Raw genomic sequence first — 24574 nt, 5'->3', positions numbered from 1 at the left:
ACCTATCCTGACGGAGGACTCGACTCCGTCTACCCGTTGAGATCGCGGGCGAAGACCCGGTAGACGACAGGCCGGCCGTTCTCGTCGCGCTCCTCGGGCGAGGGCGCCTCCCCGACCGGGGCGAAGGAGCAGTGGAGCGCGACGGCGATCGAGGCGGCGTTGCGACGGTCGGCGCGGATGATCGTCCGACGGCCGACGTGCTCGTCCTCGAGGCGCCGGCACACGGCCTGCACGGCCGCGCTCGCGACGCCTTGTCTCCGCGCCCAGGGGTGCACGGAGTAGGCGATGTTGACGTCCCCGGGGGCGGGCACCTCCGTGGACTCGGGGTCGGCGTCGATGTAGCCGGCGAGGCGCTCGTCCCACCAGATGCCCCAGCCCCGCTTGCGGTGGATCGCCTCGGCGTTGGCCGCGAGCGTCGCGATGTGACGGCGGGTGGACTCGACCGTCGACGCACGGCCGGAGAGCCACCGGATCACCTCGTCGTCCTCACCCGCGTTGTGCGCCTCGATGTCGGCGTCGGTCAGGGGTCGAAGCGTGATGGCCGCAGTCATGCGCACGACCGTAGCGGGCGCCGCCGTCGCTGTCCTCGGGTTTTCGGCCCCTGACCGGTGGCCCTGTCGGTGGGCGCGAGCCGCGGACTACCGTCGTCGATGACACGGATCGGCCGGGCAGGCGTGCTCGGCGGCGTGCACCCACGGGGGAAAGGTCTGCCATGACCGCCACCTATACGTTCGACGTCTTCGCCAGCCTGGACGGCTACGGCTCCTACACCGCCGAGGGCGACTGGGGCGGCCACTGGGGCACGGCCGGCCCGGAGTTCCTGGCCCATCGGACCGCGCCGTTCGGCGCGCCTCAGCGCATGGTGTTCGGCGCGAACACCTACCGGGAGTTCATCGCCCTGCTGGGGCCCGACGTCGCGGAGGCCGATCTGCCCGACGCATGGGTCGCCGCCATGCGACGCCTTCCGACGACGGTGGTCTCCTCGACGCTCACCGAGCCCCTCCACTGGCCGCATGCCGAGATCGCGTCGGGAGACGCGGTCGACGTCGTCGCCCGGCTCAAGGAGGAGTCCGACGTGCCCTTGCGGTCGCACGGCAGCCTCTCGATGAACTGGGCGCTCCTGGCGGCGGGACTCGTGGACGAGATCCAGCTGACGGTGTTCCCCGTCATCACCGGCCGCACCGGCTGCGACCCGGTGTTCGGCGGGGCGGGGGACTACGACCTCGAGCTCCTCGAGAGCCGGGTCCTCGACGGCCGCATCCAGGAGACGCGATACCGCCCCACCGCCCATCCCTAGGCGGCGCGCCGCCACATGCGCAGGGTCCCGAGCTGCACGGGGAGGTCGAGGACAGCGGGATCGTCGCCGACGATGACCTCCGCGGTGCCGCCCAGCGCGGTGCCGATCGGCGTCCACCGGCCGCGGGGGAGGAAGACGCGGCGGGTGGTCGCTCCCGGTGTCAGCACGGGCGCGACGAGCACGTCCTCTCCCAGCAGGAACTGGTCGGTCACGTCCTCGGTCCCGGCATGGTGGGAGGCGAGCGGTCGCAGCACGGGCTCCCCGCTCCGCGCGGCGGCCTCGACGAGCGCGCCGATCTCGGGGACGAGGGACTGGCGCAGGGCGACCGCCGCCTGCACGGCGGCGAGCGCCTCGGCGCCGAGCACGCGGGCCGGGTTGAGGGAGAACTGCATCATCGGGAACAGCGCCGCGCACTGGGCGTAGCGCACGAACTGCTCGGCGTCGATCGGCGAGTCGGGGCCGATCGCCGCGATGTCGCCGCCGCCCACCATGTCGGGGCAGGTGAAGGCATGACCCGTGAGGCTCTGGGCGATGCCCTCGGGGATGAGCGAGCCCAGGCCCGTGGGTACTTCGTCGTGTGGATCCTCTTCTGCGTCACCTACACGATCCTCACCTGGCAGGTGCTGTCCCCGGCCGGCGGGCGCACCCTGGCCGAGTGGCTCCACGAGAGCGAAGGCCAACGCCGGTCCCGTCAGCGGTCGGAGTCGCTCTATGCGACAGGCGGCCCGTCCGGTGCGATCACGATGTGCATCATCGCTCTGGCAGCCGTGGTCCTCGTCGCTGTTCTGCCCAGCCTGCGAGGGAGCGCCCTCACGCTCACGCTGGCGATCGGCGTGGTCGCCGCGACCTGGATGCTGCTCGTCACGGTCTACGCCGTGCACTATGCCCGTGAGACCGCCCGCGACGGTGGCCTGTCCTTCCCCGGCAGCGCGGGGGAGGACCCGCCCCGGCTCCACGACTTCCTGTACGTCGCCGTTCAGGTGGCGACCGGCTTCAACTCCGCCGATGTCGAGGTCCGTACGACCCGCATGCGGCGCGAGGTCACCATCCACGCGGTGGTGTCCTTCGCCTTCAACACGGTCGTCATCGCGCTCCTGGTGTCGCTCCTCGTGACCATAGACTTCTGAGGTCGATGGGGGAGGAATCAGCACTGACGGCCACACCGTCGTCACCCACACTGACCACGCCCGCACTGGGCGTGCCGTGCTCCACATCCAGACGATGCACGACGGCCACAACTACGAGCGCCACATCATCGTGGTCGTCGACGACGAGCCCATGACCGCCCGCCAGGCCCGCGAGACCGCCGCCGCCCTCCTCGAGGCCGCCGACAAGATCGACGGCCGCGAGTCCCAGGTGCTCAGCCTCCCCGGCGACGAGTGAGCACCCACCGCCGGACGCCCGCGGACCATGGTCCCCGGGGCGTCGCCACGCCTACCGACGGAACAGCCGCCGCATGTCCTCCGCCGTCGCCTCGACAACAGCGATCCCCTGGTCGTCGACACCCGCGGGCGCGCCGCGCATGAACCGCGCGTTGACGGACTCGCCCGCCTCGAGCCGCTTCGTGAGCGCCCGCGCGTAGCCCTTGTTCACGTAGCCGACCCGCCGCGCCTTGCCGTCCGCGTCGAGTGAGAGAACCGCGACGGCGCCCGGGTCGTGCTCGTTCTCCGGCTCCCGCTTGAACCTCGCACGCTTCCTGGGCGAGGTGTCCGCGGCCAGGCTGTCGTCTGGGTAGTACGACGAGCCGCGAACCGTGAAGCTACGGACCCCCGCCCGGGTCAGCGCGCGGTTCCCCGGCGGCACCTGCTTCCGTGTCCCGTCATGCACGAAGAACCCGCTCGAGACCCGCACCGGCAGCCGCCCGTCGCTGTCCCTAACGAGGTAGTACGCCGCCTCCTCCTCGCTGAGGTACTTCCGCGACTTGGACGGCGGCGGTGGGCCGGCACGCCGGGTAACGGCGCGATCCACACCCGGCGCAGGATCTGACCGTGACGAGTCCGCGCCAGCGTCCGACCTCTCCGAGCCGAGCCTGAGCCACACCAATCCCGCCAGGATCAGCACAACGATGCACGCGACCACGAACAGGGCAAGGAGCAGATCCATGCCCGGAGTATGCCCTGCCGTGTGCTACGAGTGGAGCGCCCGACCAGCACCGTATGATCACGACCGCCGCGGCCTCACGCTGCACAAGCTCCGCCACACCGCCGCTTCATCGGTGATCGCCGCCGGGAGGCCGACGTCCAGGTGGTCCGCGCCATGCTCGGGCACCGCGACGCGTCGGTGACCCTCGCGGTGTACAGCGACCTCGTGCCCGACAGTATCGACGAAGTCGCCGACGCCATGGACATCGCCCGCGAGCTCGCGCGCGGGGCCACCAAGACCACCCCCAGCGACCACCAGGAGAGCCATGCCCACCACATGGCCACCGGTGCCCCTGTGAGCGGACATGACGAAGGCCGCCGACCAGTGTTGTCACTGGTCAGCGGCCTCTCGCGGTCGGGCTGACAGGATTTGAACCTGCGACCCCTTGACCCCCAGTCAAGTGCGCTACCAAGCTGCGCCACAGCCCGCTGCCCTCGGCGTGTGCCTCGGACCGTCCAGAACTCTACCCCGGGGCGGCCCCGGGGAGCGAATCGACGCGGACGTGACCTGCGGCACGACTGTTCAGCTGGTCCTCGGTACCCTGTCCGCAGCCCCATGCTGGACGGGGACCCGACCCGAAGGAGTGCTCCATGACCGTCGACGACGCCACTCTCCACTCCTGGCGCACGGCGCTCGCGGAGGATCCGCTAGGCTGGGACTTCTCCGAGCTGCGCGGGTACGCCGAGGAGGACACCCCGTGGCGCTTCGACACGGTGGCCCGCAACCTCGCGCAGGTGTCCCACCACCTGCTCGACCTCGGCACCGGGGGAGGGGAGTTCCTCTCCGCCCTGGCCGACGTCACGCCCGACGACACCGTGGCGACCGAGGGCTGGGCACCCAACGTGCCCGTCGCGACGCAGCGCCTCGAGCCGCTCGGCATCGAGGTCGTCGAGTACAACCCGGAGGCGCCGGGCGCGTCCCTCCCGTTCGCGCCCGGCCGCTTCGACCTCGTGCTCGCGCGCCACGAGGCGTTCGACGCCGCCGACGTCTTCCGCGTGCTCTCGCCCGGCGGCACCTTCGCGACCCAGCAGGTCGGCGCCGACGACCTGGTCGAGGTGCTCGAGGCCTTCGGTCTCGAGCCTCCCTACCCGGACGTCACGCTGCAGAACATCGAGCGGGAGATCACGAGCGCCGGCTTCCGGGTGGAGCGTAGCGACGCCTTCCGCGGCCGCGCGGTCTTCACCGACATGATCTCCTTCCTCCGCTTCCTCCGACGCGTCCCCTGGATCGCTCCCGCCGACCTCGACGTCGACCGCCACCGAGATGTCCTCGAGGCGATCGCGCAGCGCATCGACGACGGCCCCTTCGAGGTCGGCATGTCCCGCTTCTGGCTCCTCGCACGCACCCCCGAGGCCCGCACACCTCCCGTCACGGACTTCTCGAAGCTGCTCGGCGAGACCCCGGACGTGCCCCAGGTCTGACGTCCACGCGTCCTGCCTGGTCAAATCCTCACCAAATCCCTGCCCATGGGGGCTTTCCCGGTGCCGGAGGGCCGTCGGCTCGTGCGAGAATCGTCAAGCACAGGCCCGGTCAGCCGCACAGGCGGCGCACAGCGACAAGGGCAGCGGGAGGAAGGGGATCCACGGTGAGCGACGACACCGATCCGAAGCAGACGAACGAGGGGCTCGACCAGACCTCGACGCTGAGCGCGATCTCGATCCCCGACTCGATGGAGGAGCCCGAGCACGGGCTCACGTCCCTCGACCGCTCGGCCATCGAGGCGCTTCCGGACGGATCCGCCCTGCTGATCGTGCGCAAGGGCCCGAACCTCGGCGCCCGCTTCCTGCTGGACGCCGAGAAGACCATCGCGGGCCGTCACCCCAACAGCGAGATCTTCCTCGACGACGTCACCGTCTCCCGCAAGCACGCCGCCTTCGTGCGCGACGGCGACGGCTTCCTCGTGCGGGACCTGGGCTCGCTCAACGGCACCTACGTGGGCAAGGAGCGCGTCGACGAGGCGCACCTGCAGTCGGGCCAGGAGGTCCAGATCGGCAAGTACCGTCTGACCTACCACCTCAAGCCCGGGAGGAGCTGACGGCGTGCCGGCATCCGCATCCCGCAAGGGGGCCCCGGCATCCGGCGCACGTCTCAGCATCGGCCAGGTGCTCGAGATGCTCCAGGAGGAGTTCCCGGACCTCTCGCACTCCAAGCTCCACTACCTCGAGGCCGAGGAGCTGATCTCCCCGGAGCGCACCCCGAGCGGCTACCGCAAGTACACGCGCGACGACGTCGATCGGCTCGTGTTCGTCCTGCGCGCCCAGCGCGACCGCTTCTGGCCGCTCAAGGTCATCAAGGAGCACCTGCAGGAGCACGGCGTCGACGACGGCGCGGGCGTCACCTCGATCGCCTCGCGTCCCGGTCCGAGCGCCCAGCTGCAGCCGGTCCGGCTCGACCGCAGCGGCCTGTGCCGCGAGGCCCACGTGGACGACGACTTCCTCGTCGAGCTCGAGGAGTTCCAGATGCTCCCCGAGGGCATCCTGTTCTACGGCTCCGCGGAGCTCGAGATCGTGCGCTCGGCGCGCGCGCTGGCCGACGAAGGGCTGCGTCCGCGCCACCTCGTGATGCTCCGCACCTCCGCCCAGCGCGAGGCCCACATGATCCGCTCGGTCGCCCGGCCCCACAGCCGTCCGACCGACTCGGCGGCCCGCGGCGGCGCCGAGGATCTGGCCCGCGACCTCGGCGAATCGATGAACGCGCTGCACAACGCCCTGCTGAGGACCTCCCTGCGCCCCTGACTTCCGTGCCCGACCACCGCGCGCCGTGACAGCGTCACGGCGCGTCGCTGTCCCTCACGTGCATCCACCGGATAGTCTGGACCGGTGCTCGCGCTCTTCCCCGGCGTGGAGCTGTCCACCTGGAGGTTCTAGTGAACACCGACACCCCCTCGGACCGGTCATTCCAGACCACGGTCCCCGCCGAGCCGGCTCAGGGCGTTCTGTTCGACGAGGTCGTCGACACGCCCGGTGAGCTCGGCTACCGCGGTCCCGCGGCCTGCAAGGCCGCCGGCATCACGTACCGCCAGCTCGACTACTGGGCCCGCACCGGTCTCGTCGAGCCGAGCGTGCGCGCCGCGTCGGGCTCCGGCAGCCAGCGCCTCTACGGCTTCCGCGACATCCTCGTGCTCAAGGTCGTCAAGCGTCTCCTCGACACCGGTGTCTCCCTCCAGCAGATCCGCGTGGCCGTCGCCGCCCTCCGCGAGCGCGGCGTCGACGACCTCGCCCAGATCACCCTCATGAGCGACGGCGCCTCCGTCTACGAGTGCACCTCCGCCGCCGACGTCATCGACCTCGTCCAGGGCGGCCAGGGCGTGTTCGGCATTGCCGTCGGCCGCGTCTGGCGCGAGGTCGAGAACGACCTCCTGGTCCTGCCGAGCGTCAACCCCGCCGACGACGCCGAGCTCGCCCTCCACGACGAGCTCGCCGCGCGCCGCAAGGCCCGCCACGCCGGCTGACCCGCCGACCTCCTCCACGACGAAGGGGGCGAGCACCGATACGGTGCTCGCCCCCTTCGTCGTGCCGGGGTCGCGTCAGCTGCGCTCGCGCGAGTCCAGGACGGTCTTCAGGAGGGCGTCGAAGTCCTCGGTGAGACGCTTGCCGCTCGCACCCTCGTAGCGGTGCAGCGGCACGGCGCCGCCCTGGGCCTGCTGGAGGCCCACGCGCTCCTCGATCACGGGCTCGAGCACGAGATCGCCGAACAGGTCACGCAGCTCGGCCAGACGGTACTGGTGCTCGACCGAACGCGGCCGGTAGCGGTTGACGGCGAGCCCGAGCGGCCGCAGCCGCGGCGCCAGCCCGTCCTCCCGCATCTCAGCGGTGAGCTTGAGGGCGCGATCGGCGGCGGTCACCGCGAAGAAGCCGGGCTCGCACACGACGAGGGCCCGGTCCGAGGCGGCGAGCGCCATCTGGGTCAGGCCGTTGAGCGAGGGCGGGCAGTCGATCAGCACGAGGTCGTACCGATGGGTGCGCTTGTCCAGGGCCTCCCGCAGACGGCGCACGTCGCGGGGAGCCGGGGCGGGGGAGTCGACCACCGACGAGCGATGGGAGCCCGGGATGATGTCGAGGTGGGACGAGGCCCCCTCGGACCACGGGGTCGGACGGACCGCGCGATCGATCGTCTCGGTGCGCACCGACGAGATCACCTCGGCGACATCCGGCGTGGCGCCCGGCTCGCCCAGCAGGCCCAGGGTCGCGTCGCCCTGCGGGTCCAGGTCGATCACGAGCACGTTCACGCCCTGATGCAGGGCCGCCGAGGCCAGTCCGAGCGTGACGGACGTCTTGCCGACGCCACCCTTGAGGGAACAGATACTCACCGTGAACACGCCTGCGATCCTACCGGCTCGACCGGGCGATTCCCGCCTGCACGGCGTTAGGGTGAGTCGGCCCGCACCGGGCACGCCGAGACCGACGGAGGGCACATGACCGCACGCGAGAGCGCCATCGACGAGGTGGTCCTCGAGGTGCTCGACGGCTGCGCCCCCTTCGCGCAGGCGGAGGCCTCACGCCTCGGCGACGTCGACCTGGTCGGCCCCACGGAGCTGCGCCTGCGCACGAGCCGCCTGTCCGAGGTGCGTCAGCTGCGCCGCGTGGTCTCCGCCTACGTGAGCGAGAGCGTGCCGGCGCGCCGGCCCCGCGAGCTGCTCGAGACGTCGTTCATGCGGCGCCTGGGCGATCGCATCGACCAGCTCCGGCATCTGAAGCCGCGCACCGGCCCGTTCACCGCGGTGCGCCTCGCGGCCGCCGGGGCCGACACCCCCGACATGCGGCGGCTGGCCGAGGAGATCGCCGAGCGGGCCGGACTGCCCGTCGACGAGGACGAGGGCGACCTGCTCGTGCGGGTTCGGCGCGCGGCCACGGCACAGGAGTCGGGCCGCTGGGAGGTGCTGATCCGGATGACGCCCCGGCCGCTGTCCACGCGCGCCTGGCGGGCGGTCGACTACCCCGGCGCCGTCAACGCGACGATCGCCGCGAGCGTCCTGGACCTCATGGAGATCGGCACCCAAGACGCCGTGCTCGACATGACCTGCGGATCCGGGACCTTCCTCGTCGAGCAGTCGTTCCTGACGGCGCCCGACCGGGCGGTCGGGGTGGACCTCTCCGAGGCGGCGATCGCGGCCGCCCAGGCCCATCAGCGCGCCGCGCGCCGCAAGGGACGGATCGACTGGGTCACCGGGGACGTGCTCACGACCGAGCTCGAGGGCGGCTTCACGCGGCTGCTCGCCAACCCCCCATGGGGCGAGCTGCACGGGGAGCACGCCACCAATCAGGAGCTGCTGGCCGCCCTGCTCGAGCGGGCCGCGCAGCTCGCGGCGCCCGGCGCGCGCCTGGGCATCCTGACGCACGAGATCACGCGCATGCACGCCGTGGCCCGGGACCCGCAGAGCCGATGGGAGCTGCGCGACGAGCACCGCTTCTTCCAGAAGGGGCACCACCCGCGCCTGTTCCGCTTCGACCTGCGCTGAGCGACCGCAGGGGGCAGCTCAGGCGCCGCGCTCCCCGCGGTTCAGCACGGTGATCGCCGCGGGATCCCCCTCGACGTCCACGCGTGCGACGCGGTCGCGGCCGAACGCCCACAGCAGCAGCTCGGAGGCGCGACCGTGCACGCGCACGCTGCCCTCGGAGCCCTTGGCAGGGACCCGCAGACCGCCCTGCGGCGACACCAGGGTGACGTCGACCTTGGCGCGCACGAGCAGGCGCGCCATCCGCTTGAGCACGCTCCACAGCTCCCGCTCCGCGGGCTCGCCGAGATCGCGCGGCTCCCAGCCGGGGCGGGCGCGCCGCAGGTCCTCGTGGTGCACGAAGTACTCGCCGGTGTTCATGAGCGTGTCGAGACCGCGCACGGGGGAGAAGCGGCTCGGCCCCGCCCGGAAGCGCTCGACCTGGTCCGCCCAGTCCTCGTCGCGCAGCTTCGCGCGCTCCTGGTCGGACCAGTCCGAGATCGCGGAGACCGGGACGTTGGAGCCCAGGAGCAGATGAGGCTTGCGCTCGCGCAGGATCAGGTGCTCCAGGAGGCCCTGGGCGTCCCAGTCCAGGATCGTGGGGGCGTCGGGTCCGAAGGAGATGAAGTCGTCCGCGAGGGCGGCGCGCTCGGACGTGACCAGGGACTGTGCTCGGATGTCGGCCATGTGCCACATCCTAGGGAGATGAACGCCGAGGTGCGGGACGATCCGTCCCGGCACGCCCCGAGCCGAGACGAGCCCTGGAGGACTTGATGCCCGCGACCCCATCCCGACGAACCGGGCCCCGGCCCTCCCCGGGCGCGGTCCGCGCGCCGCGCGTGCAGCCCCCGGACCTGAGCGACGAGGAGCCGACGATTCCCGCCGAACGCCTCGCCGACGTCCCGCCCGACGCGTTCGGCCGGATCGCTCGGGTGCGCGTCGTCGGTGGCACCGAGCTGCCCGCGCTGGACGGGGCCGAGCTCGCCGACGTGCGCATCGAGAGCGCCTTCGCGGCCGGATGGTCGGCCGCCGGTCTGCGCGCGGAGGAGTGTGAGCTGCAGGCCCTCCGCGTCGGTGCCGCCGAGATGCCCGACGCGTCCTGGCGGTCGGTGCGCCTGCGCGGCGGGCGCTGGGGCTACCTCAATCTGCGGGGCGCCGTCCTGGAGGACTGCGTGCTCGAGGACGCCGAGATCGAGGACCTCGACCTCGGGGCGGCCCGGACCGACCGGGTGGTCGTGCGAGGCTGCCGCATCGGCACGCTGCACCTGCATGAGGCCACCTGCCGGGACCTCGACCTGCGGACGAGCACGATCGACCGCGTCGAGGGCCTCGGCGGCGCCCGCGGAGCGGTCGCGGACCGGCTGCTCGTGGAGCAGTGGGCGCCGGCCCTGGCCGCCCACCTCGGCCTGCGCGTGGTCGACCCGGGCTGAGGCCGGGATCAGCCGGCGGCGGGGCCCTCGCCGGGCTCGTCCCCGGTGTCGTCGCCGCCGTCGAGATCGCGCAGGAACTTCTCGATCTCCGCGGAGATCTCCTCGTCCGACGGCATCGCCGCGTCGGACGGCTCCGCGCCCGAGCCGCTCGGCTGAGCGGTCAGGAGCGTGCGGTCATAACCCTGCTCGAGGTTGCGGATCAGCTCCTGGAGCTGCTCGGCTCCCACGATCTGCTCGGTCACGGCCTCCCGCGTGCTCTGCGCGGCCGGGCCGAGGGCGCCGACCGGGAGGGTCAGGCCGCTCTCCTGCTCGACGGCGCGCAGCAGCGCGATCGCCGCGTCCGGGTACGGCATCTCGTGGAGGTACTGGGGGACGTGCGCGACCAGGCCGACGATCTCATGGCCCGCCTGCCCGAGCCGCATCGTTAGCAGGTAGGTGAAGGTCGAGCGCATGCGGAAGGTCGCCGGGAGCGGCCGCTTCTCGCGGATGTGCGCGGGGTCGTCGGCGAACGTCGTGATCGCCATCGGCCGCGTGTGCGGGACCGGGGCGGGGAAGCTCTGGGCCAGCACGGTGCGCCGGATGCCGAGCTGCTCGATGACGATGCGCAGCGCGGAGGCCACGCGCTCCCACTCGAGGGTGGGCTCGGGCCCGGTGAGCAGGTAGAACGGCTCGCCGCCGGGTGCCGTGACCTCGTACAGCACGATCTCGGGTCGCTCGTAGTCGAGGAAGCGGTCGCGTTCGAGCGTGATCTCCGGACGCTGCGAGCCGTAGTCGAAGACCTCGTCGAGGTCGAGACGACCGATCACGCGGTGGGGGAGCGTCTCGAGCAGATGGTCGTCGATGAGCTCCTGCGCATGCCCGGCGTCGGTGAACGCCTCGAGCGTCACGAGAAGAGTGGTCCCGTTCAGCGTCCGCGAGTCCACGGACTTGTCGTAGCTGAAGAGGGTGGTCGGATCGAGCATGAGACCTCCGGGGCATGCAGGGCGGTCGGTGCCGCACACGTCTGATACCCGCTACAACCGCGCGCGAGCGGCGGCTATTCCGCCCCGAGGGGTGGCCGGAGCCCCGCACGGTGCGGGACGGTTCACAGGACGCGAGAGGAGCACCATCATGGCGACATTGCGAGGACAGGCACTGCTCACGGCGCTCGGCGAGGCGGGCCTGGGGGACTGGCAGGGCTTCCCCGACGGGATCCGCGCCCGGTTCCTGAGCGGCACCTTCACCACGGGCCTGCACCTGGTCGAGGCCATCGGCGCCGCGGCCGAGGAGCGCAACCACCATCCGGAGGTCACGCTGGCCTTCGCGTACGTCGACGTGCACCTCGTGAGCCACGACGCCGGCGGCGTGACCGACCGCGACATGGAGCTCGCCCGGCGCATCTCCGTGATCGCGCGCAGCCTCGACGTGAGGGCCGACCTCGCCGCCCCGGTGACGCTCGAGCTCGCCCTCGACACCGCCGACCCCGACGAGATCGCGCCCTTCTGGTCGGCCGTCCTGACGTGCGAGGAGGACAACGTCGAGGGCCACGACGTGATCGACCCGACCGGCCGGGTCCCGCTGCTCTGGTTCCAGGACACCGACCCCCACGACCCGCCGCGCCAGCGCTTCCACCTCGACGTGTGGGTGGGAGCCGACCAGGCCGCGGCGCGCATCGAGGCGGCCCTAGCCGCCGGGGGAGTGGTGGACGACGACGGCGAGGCGCCCTCGTTCACGGTGCTCGCCGACGCCCAGGGCAACCGCGTGTGCATCTGCACGATCGCCGATCGGGGATCCCCCGCCGAGTGACGGACCCTGCGGCTACGGTGGCCGCATGGTCGATCCCGCGCTCGTGCGCCGCCGCCTCGTGGCCCAGGGGCTCGTCACCCGCCCCTTCGCCACGCCGCACGACGCCGTCGCCGCCCTCGGCGCGATGCAGGGCCAGGATCTCGCCGGCGTCATGGCGTCGATCGCCCTGCGTCTTGGCGCAGCGGACCCCGCCGCCGCAGCCCGGGAGGGCATCGACCGGGTCGTCGCCGGCTTCGACGACGGCACCGTGGTGCGCGGCTACCCGATGCGCGGGACCGTGTTCGCGGTCGCGGCCGAGGACCTGCGGTGGATGACCGAGCTGTGCGCGGGCGGACCGGCCCGCGCCCAGATCCGGCGTCGCGGCCAGCTCGGCCTCGACGAGGAGCAGATCGCCCGCTGCCGCGCACTGCTCGAGGAGGCGGCCGGCGGGGCGGCTCGCGGCATCTCCCGCAGCGCCCTGTTCGGCGTGTGGGAGCGAGCGGGGCTCGCCCCCGCCGGCGGGCGCGGCTACCACGTGCTGTCCCACCTCATCGCGACCGGCGTCGCCGCCTACGGGCCCTGGAACGGCACCGAGAACGACGTCGTGCTCGCGGCGACCTGGCTGCCCGAGGGCACGTCCATCGCCGAGCGCTTCGCCGGCGACCAGGACGCGGCGACCGCCGAGCTGCTGCTGCGCTACGTGCGCGGCCACGGCCCGGCGACCCTGCGGGATGCGGCCTGGTGGACCAAGCTGCCGCTCGGCGCCCTCCGGCGCGCGCTCCCGCTGATCGCCGGGCACCTCGAGCACGCCCCCGGCTCGACGGGCGAGGAGCTGTGGTGGCGCCCCGGCCTGGACGAGGAGGTCGCGGCGGCCGGTGCGGCCGTCGATGCGCTCCACCTGCTGCCCGGCTTCGACGAGATCGTGCTCGGCTACCCCGACCGGCTCGCGCTCGTGGCCGCCGAGCACCACGACGCCCTGATGCCGGGCAGCAACGGCGTCTTCCAGCGCGCGATCCTGCGTCGCGGACGCATCGTCGGGACCTGGAGGCGCGGGGGACGGCCAGGCCGCCGCACCCTCGAGCTGACCGGCTTCGCCCCGCTGCCCCAGGTGGCCCGGCGCGAGGCCGAGCGCGCCCACCGCACGTTCCCGCACCGGGGGGAGTGAGCCGCCCTCGCCGCCGCCGGCGGTAGCATGCCCGCATCGACACGCCCCGTACCGGGGCCGGACAAGGAGGTCCCATGGGTGCCGTCAAGCCCTGGCACATGCTGGTCCTGCTGCTGCTCCTGCTCGTCATCATCGCGGTCGTCGTCGTGATCGTCGTGATCGCGACGGCCGCCGCCCGTCGAGCCCAGCCGCTCGCCACGACCCCGCAGCCTGCCGGGCCCGTGCCGCCCCGCGAGCCGACGCCGCGCGAGATCCTGGATCGGCGTCTCGCCGCCGGCGAGATCGACACCGACGAGTACGAGCGCCTGCGGTCCCGGCTCGAGAAGCCGTGAGCGCTCCGCACGCCGCGAGGGCGGCATCGCCCCGGCTCCCGCTCGACGACGCGGGACGCCGCGGATTCCGCCGCTACCTGCCGCCCGGCGGCGATGCCGCGTCCGCCCGCGAGGCAGGGCGCGCCCTGCGGGCCTCGACGCCGCGTGCCGAGCACGCCGAGGTGGTCCTGCCCGAGGGTCGCGACGCGCTCGGCGTCATCGAGCGCACGCACGGCGGGCGCATCCCCGAGCTGATCGGCGTGCGCGTCAACCGCATGCTGCAGTCGGCGCACGCCTACTACCGCGGCACGGTCGACGTCATGACCCGTGACCTCGCCGCCGGACCGGTCACGGGCATCCACCTGGTGATCGACGCGGACGCGCACCTGGGCAACTTCGGGCTCTATGCGAGTCCCGAACGACGCCTCGTCTTCGACCTCAACGACTTCGACGAGGCGGGCGTCGGCCCGTGGGAGTGGGACCTGCGACGCCTGGGCGTCTCCCTCGCGCTCGAGCTCGCCTCGCAGGGCGCCGCCGAGGACACGGCCCGCCACGAGGTCACGGGCATGATCGACGCCTACCGGACCGAGCTGCGACGGCTCACCGACCTCGCCGCGACCGACCGCTTCTTCGCCTCGGTCGACGCGGCCGCCGAGCTGCTCGGCACCGGCTACCCGTCCTTCGACCGTGGCGTCGCCAAGGCCCGCACCCGCACGAGCGAGCAGGCGCTGGGCAAGGTCGCCCGGATCGACGACCACGGGCGCGCGTTCCTCGACGTCCAGCCCCCGCTGCTCGTGCCCTACCCGGCCGAACGGCTCGAACGCATGACCCACCGTCTGCACGAGTACCTCGGCACGCTCCACACCGACCGGGCGCTGCTGCTGAGCCAGTACCGGCTCGTCGACGTCGCGCGGCGGGTGGTCGGCGTGAGCAGCGTCGGCACCCACTGCTCGATCGTGCTGCTCCAGGGCCCGAGCGGCGAGAACCTGCTGCTGCAGGTCAAGGAGGCGCTGCCGTCCGTGCTCGAGACCTACGGCGCGCTCACCGACGTCGAACCCCGCGCCGGCGAGGCGGCCGACCGGCACGCCCGGCGGGTGACCGGCTCCCAGCGCATCCTGCAGTCCACCTCGGATCCGTTCCTCGGGCGCACCGTCGACCCCGACGGCCGCAACTACTTCTGGCGCCAGTTCCGCGACATGAAGGGCAGCATCGACCTGTCGCGCGCCGCGCCGGGGGAGATCCGTGCCTACGCCGCCCTGTGCGCACGGCAGCTCGCGCGCGCCCACGCGCAGAGCCCCGACGCCTTCGCCGTCGTCGGCTACCTCGGCTCCTCGCCCACGTTCCCCGCCGCGATCGGCCGCTGGTGCGCTGACTACGCGCGCATCGTCGAGCAGGACTGGCAGGCCTTCTCCGAGGCCGTCGCCGCCGGTCGCTTCCCGCGCTCCGAGGGCTGAGGCCGGCCCGGGAGTCGCCGTCCCCACGTCACGCCACGCCGCGCGGCCGATGCCCGCCCCTGTCCGATATAGGCGTCATGCCCTACCCTGGGCGCAGGGCCGGTCGCGGGGGCGCGACGCGTGCCCGAGGCAACGGTGCGGCTCACCGGAGAACGAGCCGGGGGAGCGTGGGGGCGCCGTGGACGAGAGCGCATCGTCGAGACCGTCGGACCTGGTGGATCCCTCGACGCTTCCGCTGGCAGCGCCGTGGAACGGCCTCATCGACGAGCCCGACGAGCTGTACGCCGACGCCGAGCCGTCCGACGTCCTCGTGCCCGTGGCCGCGGAGCCGGACCTCGAGCCGCCCGTCGTCCCTGGCCGACACGGCCGACGGCGTGCCGACCGGCGACCGTCGCGCCTCACCGCACGTCGCAGCGCTCTCAGCGCCCTCGTGCACGCCCGCTGCCGGGCCGTGGTCATGGCCATGCCGAAGCCCGGCGTGCCGCGTCCCGCGATCGTGCGCACGGCCGCTGTCGGCGCGCTCTGCCTCGTGCTCGTGGGCGCGAGCACCACCGGCACGTCGCCGTTCGCGGATCCCGTCGCCGAGCAGGGGGCGAGCGTCGGAGCACAGGACGAGAAGGCGCTGCTGGCGATGGACGCCCGTGACAGGACGCTGCTGGCCGGTCCGGCGTCCCAGCTGCTCGGTGCGCTGGGAGCACCCGCCGCGCCCTCAGGGTCCGGCGCGTCCGGCACGCAGAGCGCGACGGGCACGGCGCCCGCCGTGGACGGCGCTCCGCTCGTGGGCGGGCAGGATCTCGCGGTCGACGGCGCGCTGAGTCTCATCAAGCCCGTCCGGGGCGCCGTCGAGGGATCGGGCTTCGGCATGCGGTACCACCCGGTGCTGCACGTGTGGAAGATGCACAACGGCACCGACTTCCCGGTCGCCTGCGGCACGCCCGTCTATGCGTCCGCCGCCGGGGTCGTCACGCTCGCGCAGTACCACGGCGCCTCGGGCAACGCGGTCGAGATCGACCACGGCGACCTCGACGGCGGGGGAGCGGGCAGCAGCGTCGCGACCCACTACTTCCACCTGAGCGCCTTCGGGGTGCGCGCCGGCGATCACGTCGTGCAGGGCCAATTCATCGGAACCTCGGGCACCACCGGGCGCTCGACCGGCTGCCACCTCCACTGGGAGGTGATGATCGACGGCCGGTACGTGGACCCCATGTCGGTGATCGGCAACGGCGAACCCGTGTACGGGACCCAGGCGCCCGCGGGGGAGCCGCAGCAGACGTGGTCCGAGCCGCTGCCTGCCGAGGACGAGCAGTACAAGAAGGACGCCGAACGCGACGGGGACCCCGAGGGCGCGAGCCCGGCGGCACCGGTCGAGACGCCGTCCGCACCTGCGCCGGCCGCGCCCGCACCGGAGACGCCGACCGAGCCGGCGCACACGCAGCGACCCACCGGCCCGGCCGCGTCCGGTTCGACGTCGGCGGCCACGATGCCCGCGGCGCCCCCGAGCACGACGAGCCCAGCGGCATCGCCGAGCACCACGACGCCGGTGGAGCCGCCGAGAACGACCGCACCACCCGTCGGGACGCCGAGCACCGTGCCGGCGACCACGGCACCACCGACGGAGCCTCCGACGGCGACGCCCGGCACGGCACCGCCGACCACCTCACCGAGCACACCGGCGCCGACGACCTCGGCACCCGCGTGTCCCGATCCCACGGCAGTGCCGACCGCGACGCCCACGGCGGAGCCGAGCGGTGAGCCGTCGGCGACGCCGGACTGCGCGAGCCCGGCACCCACGGCAGATCCCGTGGCGGAAGGGGAGCCGTCGGAGCGTCGCTGACCATCTGCGGTGGGCGCCCTCTCACTGGGTGGGCACCCTCCGTCTTCCACTTTACATAACGTGCATTATCGGCGTCACGTGGAGGGGTGGCGAGAGAGGGTGCGAGGTGGCCACGGAGACCATGCCGCGTCCGGCCCGCTCGCGTCCTCCACGTCGCCGATGAGCGGCACGAACCCGCATGGGATCGCGTCGACGCACGTGAAGACGTCGGCATCGCGCACGAGCGCCAGGCAGTACGTCGAGTCTCGTCGCAGCGGGATCACGACGCGGGCTCGATCGGTGGTCTGCGTCCAGACCCACGGCGGGAGGCGGTGCGCCGCACACGTGAACACGACGCGGTCGTACGGCGCGTCCTCGGGGCGTCCAGCCATGCCGTCGCCGACCATCACGCGCGCTGGGCTGCCGCACGCACGCAGCGTGGCTCGGGCCGATTCGACCAGCTCGGCAATGATCTCGATGCTCGTGACCCGGGCGCCGTGGGCGGCCATCAGGGCTGCGCTGTAGCCGGAGCCGGCGCCGACCTCGAGCACGCGATCGCCCGGGAGGATCTCGGCCTGCTGCAGCATGAGGGCGACCATGTCGGGCGCCGAGATCGTGCTGACCGCGCGGCCGTCGACCTCCGCGAGCGGCACCGGAGCGCTCACGTCGTAGGGGTCGAATCCCGGCGGCACGAAGTCGGCCCGATCCACGCGCGAGAAGGCGTCGAGAACGGTCGGGTCGAGGCCCGGCACCCGATGGGACAGCTCCCTCACGAGCGCCGACCGGGCAGGAGTCTGCTGCCTCCCTGGCCGCTCCCCCGTGTCCATGCCCCCACCCTACTGTTTGTCGCCTGTACAAAAGGTCGCCCGGATGGCATCCCGTGCAGGAAATTGAGGCCGCCCGACCGGCGGGGTCGTGCACAGATGTGACGCTGAGAGCCGCACCCCTCGAGAATCGGAGGGCTGCGGCTCTCAGCGTCACATTTGTGCGACCGCATGGCCGCAAGCCCGGCCGCAGCGCCCTGTGGTGCACGCATGTTCCACGCCAGATGTGAGAAGACGCGCCGCACGGGAATGCCTTGGCGCCCTCCGAGGTTGGAGTGAGAGGCTCAGGCGTCGTGCGGCTCGGATCCTCCGCAGCACGACCCACCCGCCCCGCTTCGCGCGACCGCTCTCCGACCCGGTGAGCGCGCGGTCCCCTTCCCCGTTCCCCGAGGAGCCCCATGGCCACGCCCCGCACCCTGTCCGAGCCGGCGCCCGCCGCGCCCCGCGAACCCCTCGTCGCCCCGTCCGACATGCGGGTGATCTGGCTGCTGCTCATCGCCGCCTTCGTCGCGATCCTCAACGAGACCACGATGGGCATCGCGATCCCCCACCTGAATCGGGACCTCGGGCTCCCGCCCGAGCTCGGCCAGTGGCTGACCAGCGCCTTCATGCTGACCATGGCGGTCGTCATCCCGACCACGGGCTTCCTCCTGCAGCGCCTGACCACACGACGCATCTTCATCATCGCGATGAGCGCGTTCAGCCTCGGCACCCTGCTGTGCCTCGTGGCTCCCGGCTTCTCGTTCCTGCTCCTGGGCCGCGTCGTCCAGGCCTCCGGGACGGGCATCATGATGCCGCTGCTGATGACGACCATCATGGACGTCGTCCCCGCCCACTCGCGCGGCCGCATGATGGGTCGCGTCGGCCTCGTGATCTCGCTCGCGCCCGCCATCGGCCCGACGCTGGCGGGCGCCGTGCTCGACGCCCTCTCGTGGCGCTGGCTGTTCGGCATCGTCCTGCCCATCGCGATCATCGCCCTCGCGATCGGCTCGCGATGGATGACCAACATCGGCGAGACCCGGCCTGTGCCCCTCGACGTGCTCTCGGTCGTGCTGTCCGCCCTCGCCTTCGGCGGCATCGTCTTCGGGCTGAGCCAGTTCGGCGCCGGCCATGCCGGTCCGGGCGGCCTCTCTTCCGCCGCGCTCGGCGGCATCGTGATCGCGCTCGGCCTCGTGTTCCTGGCGCTGTTCGTCGTGCGTCAGCTCTCGCTCCAGCGCACGGACCGTGCGCTGCTGGACCTGCGCGTGTTCCGCTCTGCGAACTTCACGCTGTCGATCCTCATCATGTCGGTCGTGGCGCTCGCGATGTTCGGCACCCTGACCCTGCTCCCCCAGTACCTCCAGAACGTGGTGCAGCTCGACGCGCTGATGTCGGGCCTCATCCTCCTGCCCGGCTCGGTGCTGATGGGCGTGCTCGGCCCGGTCATGGGCCGCATCTACGACGCGCGCGGCCCCAGGACCCTGCTCGTGCCGGGCACGGCGCTCGTCGTGGCGTCGCTGTTCTTCTACTCGACGGTCTCGCAGTCCACGCCGTGGGAGCTGCTCATGGTGGTCCAGACGGCCATGTCCGTGGGTCTCGCGATGTCCTTCACGCCGTTGTTCTCGGCCTCGCTCGGCTCCCTCGTGCGGCGCCTCTACTCCCACGGCTCCGCGGTGCTGAACATGCTGCAGCAGGTGGCGGGCGCGGCCGGAGTGGCCGTCCTGACCGTCACCTACTCCAACATCCTGCACGCGGGCGAGGCCTCGGGCCTGTCGACGCCGGCCGCAGGGGCGCCGGGCGCTCGCGCCGCGTTCCTCATCGCGGCCTGCATCGCGATCGTCGCGTTCGCGCTCTCGTTCCTGATCCGCAAGCCCGAGGAGGTCGACGGGACGGCGCCGGGAGCCCCCGCCGGACACTGAGCCCGCGGGCCCGCTACGGCGCCTCGCCGGGAGCCGGGGCGCCTACTCCTCGCCGCCGACGAAGATGCACAGCGGATGCCCCGAGGGGTCCGCGATCACGTACAGCGGCTCCTCCTCGTCGTCGGTGCGGTCGAGCACGAGCCGTCCGCCGAGGGAGAGGGCGAGGGCCTTGGCCTGCTCGAGCGCCTCGCGGTCCTCGACCGTCGTGTCGAGGTGGAGCTGCTGGGGCACGTCGTGGGACGGCCAGGTCGACGGCGCGAGCGCCTCGACCTGCTGGAACGCGAGACAGCGGCGGTCGTCCGCGTCCACCAGCACAAGCCACTCGAGGGTGTCGGGGCCGGAGGCGGGAGGCTCGTCGCCGGCGCGATAGCGCAGGTCCAGCAGCTGGCGGTAGAACTCCGCGAGCTCGCGCACGTCGGTCGTGTCGAGGACCGTGTGCAGGATCGCCGGGTGACGGGTCATGGCGCACCTCCGAGGGATGATCGGAGGTCAGTCCACCACGAACGGCGACCGCCCGCACCTCGCGGCGGCGTGTCGGACCGGCCGGTCCGGCACGTGCCGGGCGAGGTCAGGCGAACTCGGCGCTCCCCCGCCGCGCCAGCAGGAAGGCGAGCCAGGAGACGAGCACGCCGCCGACCATGACGATGGCCATCGGCACCGCCGAGTGCGAGCCGCCCAGACCGACCAGGGGTGCCGCGAGCGAGGCGGCGAACGAGAAGCCGAGGCCGAGCATCGCCGAGCCGGTGCCCGCGAACTCGCTCGCCTGGGCCGAGGCGAGGCCTGCGCCGTTGCCGAAGACGAGGCCCTGGGGCGCGACGATGAAGAAGAACGCCGGGATCACGAGCCAGGCGGGCGTGCCCAGGAACAGGGCGCCGATCAGGAGCACGAGCGCCGCGGCCGAGACGAAGGACAGCCCGATCCGGATCAGCGTGCGCGGATGCACCGTGCCCGTGAGCCGCGCCGAGGTCAGCGAGGCGCCCATCATGCCGAGCGAGTTGATCGCGAACAGGATCGAGTAGGTGGTCGAGGAGTAGTCCAGCAGCTCCTGGACCACGAACGACGACGCGGACACGTATGCCATGAGGGCGAACGCCGAGAAGGCGTTGACCAGCAGGTAGGCGACGAAGATCGGCCGGGACAGCAGCGTGCGGCAGTTGCGCGCGAAGGTGCGGAAGCCTCCCGCGTGGCGCCGCGACGGCGGCAGCGACTCGGGGATCAGGAACAGCGCGCCGACCAGCGAGATGAGGGACATGAGGGCGATCAGCCAGAACACCTCGTGCCACTGGCCCACGAGCAGGATGAGCCCGCCCAGCAGCGGCGCGACGATCGGGGAGATGCCGCCGATGCCCTGCATGAGGTTCATCGTGCGGAACAGCTCGGGGCCGTCGGTCAGGTCGATCAGCACGGCGCGGCCGAGCACCATGCCGAAGCCGCCGCCGATGCCCTGCAGCACGCGGAAGGCGAGCAGGACGCCGACGTTCGGGGCGAGCGCGCAGCCGATCGAGCCCAGCAGGCACAGGATGATGCCCGCGAGCAGCGGCCAGCGGCGTCCCACCCGGTCCGAGAGCGGCCCGGCGACCACCTGACCGCTCGCCGTGCCCAGGAAGAACGCGGTGAGCGTGAGCTGGAGGTGCGGGTCGGACGTGCCGAGATCGGCCTTGACCTCGGGGAACGCCGGGATGTACATGTCGGTCGCGAGCGGTCCGATCGCGCTCAGCGTGGTCAGCACCGCGATCACGAGGGCCGTGACGCGCCCGCGGGTCTCGCGCAGCTCCTCGCGCGTGGGAAGACGCGCCTCCGCGCGGTCCGCCTCGTCCTCGAGCACCGGGATCGCGCCCGTGATCGTGCGCAGCGACCCGGTGATGGTCGAGACGTTGTCCCTCAGATCGAGGACGTCCTCCCGCGTCTCGTGGTCAGTGGGGTCCGGCGAGGGGCGCGAGGGCACGGGAGTCCTTTCGAGGAGGCTGGGGAGGGAGCTCCGGCCCGCGAGGAGCCGGCGGCGCCGCGGCAGCCCACAAGTCTTCCACGTCCTGGACGATGCGCCCGCGTCCCCGGGCGTGAGGTGCGCCTCGACGTGACACAATCCGCAGGTGCTGCAGACCCTCTCGGCCGTCGCGATCCTCGCGGCCACCCTCGTCGTCGTGGTGTGGCGCCCTCGAGGGATCGGCGTCGGCTGGCCGGCCGTCGGCGGTGCCCTCCTGTGCCTGATCGTGGGGCTCGTGCACCTGGCGGACGTGCGCGAGGCGCTCTCGGTCGTCGGCGACGCGACGATCGCGTTCATCGCGATCGTGCTGATCTCCCTCGTGCTCGACCGCGCGGGCCTGTTCTCGTGGGCCGCGCTGCATGTCGCACGCTGGGGCCGTGGCAGCCCGTGGCGGCTCTTCGTGCTCGTGATCCTGCTGGGCGCGGCGACCTCGGTGCTGTTCGCCAACGACGGCGCGGCGCTCATCCTGACCCCGATCGTGGTGGGGATCGTCGCCGAGCTCGAGCTCTCCCCCGCCGCGACCCTCGCCTACGTCATGGCATGCGGGTTCATCGCCGACACCGCGAGCCTGCCGCTCGTGATCTCCAACCTCGTCAACATCATCACGGCGGACTTCTTCGACGTGTCCTTCACGCGCTATGCCGCCGTGATGGGGCCGGTCGGGCTGGTCGCGATCGCGGCCTCCCTCGGCGTGCTCGCGCTCTTCTACCGCCGCTCCATCCCCGCCTCCTACGACGTCGCCGACCTGCGCTCCCCCGCCGAGGCGATCGCCGACCCGCTGACCTTCAAGGCCGGTTTCGGCGTGCTCGCGCTCCTGCTCGTCGGCTACGTCGCGGCCGACCCCCTCGGCATCCCGCTCGGCGCGATCGCGAGCCTCGGCGCGCTCGCGCTGCTCGTGATCGCGGGCATCGGGCGTCGCACGCCCGTTTGGTCCACCGTGCGCTCGGCGCCGTGGCACATCATCGCCTTCTCGGTGGGCATGTACGTGATCGTCTACGCCCTGCGGAACCAGGGCGCGGCCGACGCCCTGGGCGGCGTCTTCGCGGCGCTCGGCGGCTACGGCCTGCTCGTGACCGCCCTCGGGGTCGGCCTGATCGTGGCGCTGCTCGCCTCGGTCATCAACAACCTGCCCGCCACCCTCCTGGCCGTGCTCGCGATCGACGCGGCGGGGACGTCGGGGGCCGTGCGCGACGTGATGATGCATGCGGGCGTGATCGGCGCGGACCTCGGCCCGAAGTTCACGCCGATCGGCTCGCTCGCGACCCTGCTGTGGCTGCACGTCCTGGCCGGCAAGGGCATCCGGATCACGTGGGCGCAGTATCTGCGCACGGGCCTCGTGCTGACGGCGCCCGTGCTCGTGGTCACGCTCGCCGCGCTCGCCGGCTGGGTCGCCCTGATCGGGGCCTGAGCGCGTCCGGCACGGGCCGAGGGCTCCGCGCTGTCAGCTCTCGGCGGGCGCCTGGGCGCGCAGCCGCGCCTGATAGGTCGGGTCGGTGCGCTTGAGATACCGGATCACCGCGGCCGTCACGGGGATCGCGAGGTACTGGACCGCGACCTTGTAGACGAAGCCGAGCACGGTGTACTCGGCCCACTGTCCGACGGTGGTGATGCCGATCGCGGCCGAGGCGATCGTGCAGAAGATGATGGTGTCCACGAGCTCGCCCAGCCCGCTCGAGGAGAACAGCCGGCCGATCAGACCCCGCTCGCCGCGGCGCGCCTTCATGCGGCTCATGACGAAGGAGTTGAGGCTCTGACCGGCGACGAAGCCGCAGATGCCGGCGAGGACCACGATCCACACGGGCCCGAGCGCGAGCTCGAGGGCGGACTGCTTGGCGGTGCCGTAGTCGTCGGTGAAGCCGGGCAGCACGATGATGATCTCGTAGCAGACCACGGCGAGGATGTTGGCGAGGAAGGAGAGGAGGATCGCGCGGCGGGCGGCGCGCACGCCGTACAGCTCGGTGATGACGTCGCCGAGGATGTAGGCGAGGGGGAACAGGAAGAACCCGCCGTCGGTGATGATGCTGAAGCCGGTCCCGGGGACCGTGCCGAAGAGCACGCCCTTGGAGGCGCCGATCCCCGAGAGGATCACGACCACGCACATGAGGGCGAGCAGGATGTCGAAGTGCGAGGATCCCCGGTCGGCGTAGACGGCGCCGGCCGGGCTTCCAGACGGTGGGGTGGACGTGGTGTCTGAGGTGAGGGGTGCGGTGTTCACCCGGGCACTCTAGCGGGCCCTCGCCGGACCGGCGGGACCGCCCCGGCGCTCAGGCCTGCGGACGGCAGGGGCCGACGAAGGCGCGCATGACCCGCAGGATCGTCTCGCCCGCGAGCGCGGTGATGTCGTCGCCGTCGAGGTTCTCCTGGACCATGAGGTCCACGAACACGCCGATCAGGAGCTGGGCGAGGTGGTCCACGCCGATCGCGCACGTCTCCTGCTTGAGCCGGATGCCGTGGTCGAGGGCGTGGGCGATCTCGTCGCGCAGCCGATGACGCTGGGCGTTGAGCTGGACGAGCGCCTCCTCGGAGCGCAGCGCATGGGCGACCGCCTCGGAGTACAGCAGGTACCACTGGCGCCCGTAGGGGCGGATGGCGTCGAAGACGGCGACCATCACGGTCGCGTCCTCGGTGGGGTCGACGGCGCTCGTCGCATGCTCGAGGGCCCCCGCGACCGAGGTCTTGACCATGGCGATCACCTCGTCGGTCACCGACTCGAAGAGGGCGTAGAAGACCTCCTCCTTCTTGGAGAAGCTCGAGTAGAAGGCACCGCGGGTGAAGCCCGCCGCGGCCCCGAGGTCGTCGATCGTCGCGCCGTCGATGCCCTTGTCGACGAACACGTCGAGAGAGGCGCGGACCAGGCGCATACGGGTGTTCTCCCGGCGGCGCGTGGCGGGCGCCTCGGGCAGCGGGTCGAACAGATCGGTCATGGCAGGTCTTCCGGGAGTGTGCCGGGCCTCTCATCGTCGACGACGCGGGGCCCTGGTCCGTACGGGGACGGCGCCTATAGTATCGCTCTGGATACATCTGTGTATCGAGTACGGGCGCCACGGTGACGAACCTC

At 72.3% G+C, this 24574-nt stretch carries 28 protein-coding genes and 1 tRNA gene; 17 read left to right on the top strand and 12 right to left on the bottom strand.

The window, feature by feature from the left end; genetic code table 11:
• Positions 1-29: 29 nt before the first annotated feature.
• Positions 30-551: a GNAT family N-acetyltransferase gene (locus BRM3_RS12280; RefSeq protein ID WP_263593587.1), complete on the bottom strand. Its 522-nt coding sequence runs from the start codon at positions 549-551 to the stop codon at positions 30-32.
• A 161-nt stretch (positions 552-712) separates the two neighbouring features.
• Here BRM3_RS12280 and BRM3_RS12275 point away from each other — a divergent pair, with 161 nt between their 5' ends.
• Positions 713-1297, top strand: a complete 585-nt coding sequence (locus tag BRM3_RS12275) for a dihydrofolate reductase family protein (RefSeq protein ID WP_263593586.1) — start codon at positions 713-715, stop codon at positions 1295-1297.
• Here BRM3_RS12275 and BRM3_RS12270 read toward each other — a convergent pair.
• Entirely contained in the window at positions 1294-1788 is a 495-nt protein-coding gene (locus BRM3_RS12270) for an alpha-amylase family protein (RefSeq protein WP_263593585.1), read from the bottom strand. The two genes, BRM3_RS12275 and BRM3_RS12270, sit on opposite strands and share 4 nt — an antisense overlap.
• A gap of 18 nt (positions 1789-1806) precedes the next feature.
• Here BRM3_RS12270 and BRM3_RS12265 point away from each other — a divergent pair, with 18 nt between their 5' ends.
• Both BRM3_RS12265 and BRM3_RS12260 read left to right on the top strand, forming a co-directional pair.
• A complete protein-coding gene (locus tag BRM3_RS12265) occupies positions 1807-2424 on the top strand; it encodes a DUF1345 domain-containing protein (protein WP_263593584.1) in 618 nt (205 codons plus the stop codon).
• Between the two features lie 76 nt (positions 2425-2500).
• Entirely contained in the window at positions 2501-2680 is a 180-nt protein-coding gene (locus tag BRM3_RS12260) for a hypothetical protein (protein ID WP_263593583.1), read from the top strand.
• Positions 2681-2731: 51 nt separating this feature from the next.
• Here BRM3_RS12260 and BRM3_RS12255 read toward each other — a convergent pair whose 3' ends face one another.
• Positions 2732-3400, bottom strand: a complete 669-nt coding sequence (locus tag BRM3_RS12255) for an HIRAN domain-containing protein (RefSeq protein ID WP_263593582.1) — start codon at positions 3398-3400, stop codon at positions 2732-2734.
• Between the two features lie 153 nt (positions 3401-3553).
• Between BRM3_RS12255 and BRM3_RS12250 the strand changes: the two genes are divergently transcribed.
• Positions 3554-3802 (top strand): hypothetical protein, encoded by a 249-nt coding sequence (locus BRM3_RS12250; protein ID WP_263593581.1) that lies wholly within the window; start codon positions 3554-3556, stop codon positions 3800-3802.
• Here the strand turns inward: BRM3_RS12250 and BRM3_RS12245 are convergent.
• Positions 3794-3867, bottom strand: a tRNA-Pro gene (locus tag BRM3_RS12245). The genes BRM3_RS12250 and BRM3_RS12245 overlap by 9 nt on opposite strands.
• A gap of 162 nt (positions 3868-4029) precedes the next feature.
• Between BRM3_RS12245 and BRM3_RS12240 the strand changes: the two genes are divergently transcribed.
• The 4 genes from BRM3_RS12240 (at position 4030) to BRM3_RS12225 (ending at position 6890) form a co-directional block, all read left to right on the top strand.
• The gene (locus BRM3_RS12240; protein WP_263593580.1) at positions 4030-4860 is read left to right on the top strand and encodes a class I SAM-dependent methyltransferase; all 831 of its coding nucleotides are present in this window, start codon (positions 4030-4032) and stop codon (positions 4858-4860) included.
• 164 nt (positions 4861-5024) lie between these two features.
• Positions 5025-5474, top strand: coding sequence for an FHA domain-containing protein (locus BRM3_RS12235; protein ID WP_318152411.1), 450 nt, complete (start codon positions 5025-5027; stop codon positions 5472-5474).
• A gap of 4 nt (positions 5475-5478) precedes the next feature.
• The gene (ftsR, locus tag BRM3_RS12230; protein ID WP_263593579.1) at positions 5479-6174 is read left to right on the top strand and encodes a transcriptional regulator FtsR; all 696 of its coding nucleotides are present in this window, start codon (positions 5479-5481) and stop codon (positions 6172-6174) included.
• A 131-nt stretch (positions 6175-6305) separates the two neighbouring features.
• Positions 6306-6890, top strand: coding sequence for a MerR family transcriptional regulator (locus BRM3_RS12225; RefSeq protein WP_318152410.1), 585 nt, complete (start codon positions 6306-6308; stop codon positions 6888-6890).
• A 75-nt stretch (positions 6891-6965) separates the two neighbouring features.
• Here the strand turns inward: BRM3_RS12225 and BRM3_RS12220 are convergent, their stop codons facing one another.
• Positions 6966-7757, bottom strand: a complete 792-nt coding sequence (locus tag BRM3_RS12220) for a ParA family protein (protein ID WP_263593578.1) — start codon at positions 7755-7757, stop codon at positions 6966-6968.
• Positions 7758-7853: 96 nt separating this feature from the next.
• On the opposite strand from BRM3_RS12220, the gene BRM3_RS12215 reads away from it, so the two are divergent.
• Entirely contained in the window at positions 7854-8897 is a 1044-nt protein-coding gene (locus tag BRM3_RS12215; protein WP_263593577.1) for a methyltransferase, read from the top strand.
• Between the two features lie 18 nt (positions 8898-8915).
• Here BRM3_RS12215 and BRM3_RS12210 read toward each other — a convergent pair whose 3' ends face one another.
• Positions 8916-9560 (bottom strand): TIGR03085 family metal-binding protein, encoded by a 645-nt coding sequence (locus BRM3_RS12210; protein WP_263593576.1) that lies wholly within the window; start codon positions 9558-9560, stop codon positions 8916-8918.
• A gap of 86 nt (positions 9561-9646) precedes the next feature.
• Here BRM3_RS12210 and BRM3_RS12205 point away from each other — a divergent pair, with 86 nt between their 5' ends.
• Positions 9647-10303 carry a pentapeptide repeat-containing protein gene (locus tag BRM3_RS12205; protein WP_263593575.1) on the top strand — a complete coding sequence of 219 codons (657 nt, stop codon included), beginning with the start codon at positions 9647-9649 and terminating at the stop codon, positions 10301-10303.
• An 8-nt stretch (positions 10304-10311) separates the two neighbouring features.
• Here BRM3_RS12205 and BRM3_RS12200 read toward each other — a convergent pair whose 3' ends face one another.
• Positions 10312-11265 (bottom strand): PAC2 family protein, encoded by a 954-nt coding sequence (locus BRM3_RS12200; protein WP_263593574.1) that lies wholly within the window; start codon positions 11263-11265, stop codon positions 10312-10314.
• Positions 11266-11413: 148 nt separating this feature from the next.
• Here BRM3_RS12200 and BRM3_RS12195 point away from each other — a divergent pair, with 148 nt between their 5' ends.
• From BRM3_RS12195 to BRM3_RS12175, 5 genes are all read left to right on the top strand, one after another.
• A complete protein-coding gene (locus BRM3_RS12195) occupies positions 11414-12088 on the top strand; it encodes a VOC family protein (protein WP_263593573.1) in 675 nt (224 codons plus the stop codon).
• Between the two features lie 25 nt (positions 12089-12113).
• Entirely contained in the window at positions 12114-13232 is a 1119-nt protein-coding gene (locus BRM3_RS12190) for a winged helix DNA-binding domain-containing protein (RefSeq protein WP_263593572.1), read from the top strand.
• A gap of 74 nt (positions 13233-13306) precedes the next feature.
• Positions 13307-13564, top strand: coding sequence for an SHOCT domain-containing protein (locus tag BRM3_RS12185; RefSeq protein WP_263593571.1), 258 nt, complete (start codon positions 13307-13309; stop codon positions 13562-13564).
• Entirely contained in the window at positions 13561-14997 is a 1437-nt protein-coding gene (locus tag BRM3_RS12180; protein ID WP_263593570.1) for a DUF2252 domain-containing protein, read from the top strand. The genes BRM3_RS12185 and BRM3_RS12180 overlap by 4 nt, the downstream gene beginning before the upstream one ends.
• A gap of 214 nt (positions 14998-15211) precedes the next feature.
• The gene (locus BRM3_RS12175; RefSeq protein ID WP_263593569.1) at positions 15212-16831 is read left to right on the top strand and encodes a M23 family metallopeptidase; all 1620 of its coding nucleotides are present in this window, start codon (positions 15212-15214) and stop codon (positions 16829-16831) included.
• A 74-nt stretch (positions 16832-16905) separates the two neighbouring features.
• Here BRM3_RS12175 and BRM3_RS12170 read toward each other — a convergent pair whose 3' ends face one another.
• Positions 16906-17637, bottom strand: coding sequence for a protein-L-isoaspartate O-methyltransferase family protein (locus tag BRM3_RS12170; protein WP_263593568.1), 732 nt, complete (start codon positions 17635-17637; stop codon positions 16906-16908).
• Between the two features lie 395 nt (positions 17638-18032).
• Here BRM3_RS12170 and BRM3_RS12165 point away from each other — a divergent pair, with 395 nt between their 5' ends.
• Positions 18033-19532 (top strand): MDR family MFS transporter, encoded by a 1500-nt coding sequence (locus BRM3_RS12165; RefSeq protein ID WP_263593567.1) that lies wholly within the window; start codon positions 18033-18035, stop codon positions 19530-19532.
• A gap of 42 nt (positions 19533-19574) precedes the next feature.
• Here the strand turns inward: BRM3_RS12165 and BRM3_RS12160 are convergent, their stop codons facing one another.
• Both BRM3_RS12160 and BRM3_RS12155 read right to left on the bottom strand, forming a co-directional pair.
• Positions 19575-19994, bottom strand: coding sequence for a VOC family protein (locus tag BRM3_RS12160; RefSeq protein ID WP_263593566.1), 420 nt, complete (start codon positions 19992-19994; stop codon positions 19575-19577).
• 106 nt (positions 19995-20100) lie between these two features.
• Positions 20101-21477: a multidrug effflux MFS transporter gene (locus BRM3_RS12155; protein WP_263593565.1), complete on the bottom strand. Its 1377-nt coding sequence runs from the start codon at positions 21475-21477 to the stop codon at positions 20101-20103.
• A gap of 145 nt (positions 21478-21622) precedes the next feature.
• Between BRM3_RS12155 and BRM3_RS12150 the strand changes: the two genes are divergently transcribed.
• Positions 21623-22924, top strand: a complete 1302-nt coding sequence (locus tag BRM3_RS12150; RefSeq protein ID WP_318152409.1) for an arsenic transporter — start codon at positions 21623-21625, stop codon at positions 22922-22924.
• Between the two features lie 33 nt (positions 22925-22957).
• On the opposite strand, the gene BRM3_RS12145 is transcribed toward BRM3_RS12150, so the two are convergent.
• Both BRM3_RS12145 and BRM3_RS12140 read right to left on the bottom strand, forming a co-directional pair.
• Positions 22958-23731, bottom strand: coding sequence for a queuosine precursor transporter (locus BRM3_RS12145; RefSeq protein WP_263593564.1), 774 nt, complete (start codon positions 23729-23731; stop codon positions 22958-22960).
• 49 nt (positions 23732-23780) lie between these two features.
• Positions 23781-24440 carry a TetR/AcrR family transcriptional regulator gene (locus BRM3_RS12140; protein ID WP_263593563.1) on the bottom strand — a complete coding sequence of 220 codons (660 nt, stop codon included), beginning with the start codon at positions 24438-24440 and terminating at the stop codon, positions 23781-23783.
• Positions 24441-24574 lie beyond the last annotated feature (134 nt).

It is taken from the genome of Brachybacterium huguangmaarense (genome assembly GCF_025725725.1).
Classification (GTDB): Bacteria; Actinomycetota; Actinomycetes; order Actinomycetales; family Dermabacteraceae; genus Brachybacterium; species Brachybacterium huguangmaarense.
Note: the sequence above shows the minus strand (reverse complement) of the source record. Positions and strands in the feature narration are given on the sequence as shown.